Raw genomic sequence first — 3,055 nt, forward strand, 5'->3', positions numbered from 1 at the left:
GATTTATGAAGCAGATCTGTTAGGCATACGGGGCGGAGAAGCTTTACTTGAAATGACAAGAGTAAGTTACGGTTTTGATGATAAGCCACTTGAATTTACGGTAACAAAATATCGCAGTGACAAATATCATTACAATATTGAACTTACAAGATAAAATGCTAATACAATTGGGGATGTGGAGATAATGACGAGTTTAACTCAAGTCAAACAATATGGTTTATATGTAAACGGGGAATGGGAAACAACAGCAGAAAAAATGGAAGTCTTAAATAAATATACACAGCAGCCTGCAGCTGAAATCTCAGTGGCAACAAAACACGATGTAAATAAAGCTGTGGCCAGCGCGAAAGACGCATTAAAAAACACTTTTTCACCATATGAACGCTACGAGGTATTAATGAAAGCAGCTGAGCTACTGCTAAGCCGCCAAGAAGAATTTGCTGAAATTTTGGCTATTGAAGTTGGAAAGTCTATTCGTGAATCTCGCGGAGAAGTTGAGCGTGCGGCTACAACTTTACAAATTTCAGCGGAAGAGGCAAAGCGTATTCATGGAGAAGGTGTACCTGTTGAATCGGCTCAAGGCTCGGAGAATCGCATGGCTTTTACAGTAAAAGTCCCAGTTGGCGTTGTTGCAGCTATAACACCGTTTAATGTACCTATCAATCTAGTTTGTCATAAACTTGGACCGGCACTTGCAGCTGGGAACAGTGTAGTATTAAAACCTGCTGAAGTCACTCCAATTTGTGCTCTCAAGCTCGCTGAATTAATGGAAGAAGCAGGACTGCCAAAGGGGCGCCTTCAAGTATTGACTGGAGATGGGGCAGAAATTGGTGAATGGTTATTAGAAAATCAGGATGTTAATATGTTTACTTTTACAGGAAGCCCAAGAGTAGGAGAGCTCATTCGATCTAAGGCAGGTTTGCGTAAAGTTTCGCTTGAACTAGGAAATAATTCGGCTACTATCGTACATAAAGACGCTGATTTAGAAAAAGCTGCATCTTTAATTTCTCAAAAAAGCTTTAATAATGCGGGACAAGTTTGTATATCCGTTCAACGAATTTATGTTCATACGAATATTTATACTGCATTTGTTAATAAGCTAAAAGAAAAAACAGAAAAGCTAGTAGTCGGTAATCCAATGGATGAGCAAACGGATATTGGACCGATGATTCGCCTCAAAGAAGCAGAGCGAGTAGAAGAATGGGTAAAAGAAGCGGTAGAAGAAGGGGCAAAAATTGAACTAGGAGGAAAGCGTGATGGTGCTTTCTATCTTCCTACAATTTTGACCAATGTAAATGACGATATGAAAGTTTGTCGTCAAGAAGTATTCGGGCCAGTAGTAGCTATTGCTCGATATGATGAGATTGATGAAGTGATTTCAAAGGTAAATGATTCTGACTATGGGTTGCAGGCAGGCCTTTTTACGAACGACTTACAGTTTGCTATGAAGGCAGCTCGTGAAATCGAAGTAGGCGGATTAATTGTAAATGATGCTTCAGCGTATCGTGTCGATCATATGCCATATGGCGGTGTGAAAAAGAGCGGTAACGGAAAAGAAGGACCGAAATATGCAATTGAAGAAATGACTGAAGAACGTATCATTGTTCTAAATTTATAATTTATCAGTTTAAATGAAAGACCTAGATTATTAATTTTCTAGGTCTTTCATTTGGAAAATAACAAAGAAAAAAATGGGGAAGGTGAGCAAACATGGAGTTCCTAACAATCCTTCTTCCTATTTTCGGGATTTTTGCACTTGGATTTATTGGACAAAAGAAAATAGGATTTGATACAAAAACGATTTCAACAATGGCACTTTATTTGATGTCTCCAGTTCTCGTGTTCAAAACATTTTACACAACCAAATTTACGATTGATTACTTATATCTTACGTTATACACATTCGCACTTTGCTTTGCATTAATTGTTATCGTCTATATGATTGCTTATTTTCAGCGATATTCTACTTCAGAAACCTGTGGAATGATATTAGCGTCCTCATTTATGAATAATGGAAACTACGGTACACCTGTTGTTTTATTACTTTTCGGCGTTACAGGCTTAGACTCTGCCATCATTCTAATGGTGATACAGCAACTGGTCATGTGTACAGTTGGAGTTTATTATGCCGCTAAAGGGAGTCCACAAGGAAATGGTATAAAATCAGCCGTTGACGCAGTTCGACGGATACCAATTGTATATGGGGGACTTTTAGGAGCTATATTTCAGTTTCTTCATATTCCATTAAGCAACTCTGTAAAAGAAGCGGTTGATTTAGTAGCCGGTGCAGCTATTCCTACCATCATGATCGTACTTGGCATGCAGCTTGCTAAAATATCAGTTAGAAATTTAGCTAAAGCCAAAGTTTCATGGTCATTAGCTATTAAACTTGTTATTTCACCGTTTATTGCCTATATACTAACGCTTCTGCTACCTGTGGATGAGATGGTGAAACAAATTATGATTATTATGGCTGCTATGCCCACAGCTGCTAATACAACTATGTACGCGCTCCAATTTAATACAGAGCCGGAGTTTGTATCAAGTGCAACGTTAATTAGTACCTCTCTAAGCCTTGCTACATTACCTATCATTTTTCTAATTGTTTTATAAAATGACACAGAAAAACGTTCGAATATAGGTTGAAAAATAATTTTATTATATGACTTTAAAAGGAGTAGTCAACGTGAATTCTCCTCATAACGCAGTTTTAAAAAGATATTTAAAATTTATTTTCTATTTTAGCTTTGTGTTCTTCTTATACTTCTACTTCACATACAGTTTTCAACACTACCTGACGAAATATTTGTTTCTTAATTGTTTACTGACAGGGATATCTTTTTTAATTCGAAATTTAAGAGGTTATACGGAAAAACTGTAAGAGCATCTGTATCTGTAAAAGAAAAAAGCTTATTGAAAGGATTTATGGGTCCTTTTAGTAAGCTTTTTTGTATTGCTATTTAGTAACCATTTTTTCAGGAACTGTCATAAATATTTTTATTTAATTTGTAAAAATATTTTGAATTAATGATCGGTCTATGATAATATTTAAAAC

Annotated in this window: 3 protein-coding genes; all 3 read left to right on the plus strand. The window is 36.4% G+C overall.

Going from position 1 to position 3,055, the window contains the following annotated elements:
* Positions 1 to 16 precede the first annotated feature (16 nt).
* On the plus strand, positions 17 to 154 hold the full coding sequence (locus tag AC1DRF_RS21265; protein WP_477741624.1) for a UTRA domain-containing protein: 138 nt from the start codon (positions 17 to 19) through the stop codon (positions 152 to 154).
* Between the two features lie 30 nt (positions 155 to 184).
* A complete protein-coding gene (locus tag AC1DRF_RS21270; RefSeq protein WP_043980951.1) occupies positions 185 to 1,618 on the plus strand; it encodes an aldehyde dehydrogenase family protein in 1,434 nt (477 codons plus the stop codon).
* Positions 1,619 to 1,710: 92 nt separating this feature from the next.
* Positions 1,711 to 2,613, plus strand: a complete 903-nt coding sequence (locus AC1DRF_RS21275) for an AEC family transporter (RefSeq protein ID WP_427075026.1) — start codon at positions 1,711 to 1,713, stop codon at positions 2,611 to 2,613.
* Positions 2,614 to 3,055 lie beyond the last annotated feature (442 nt).

Source organism: Priestia sp. P5_B4 (assembly GCF_056400385.1).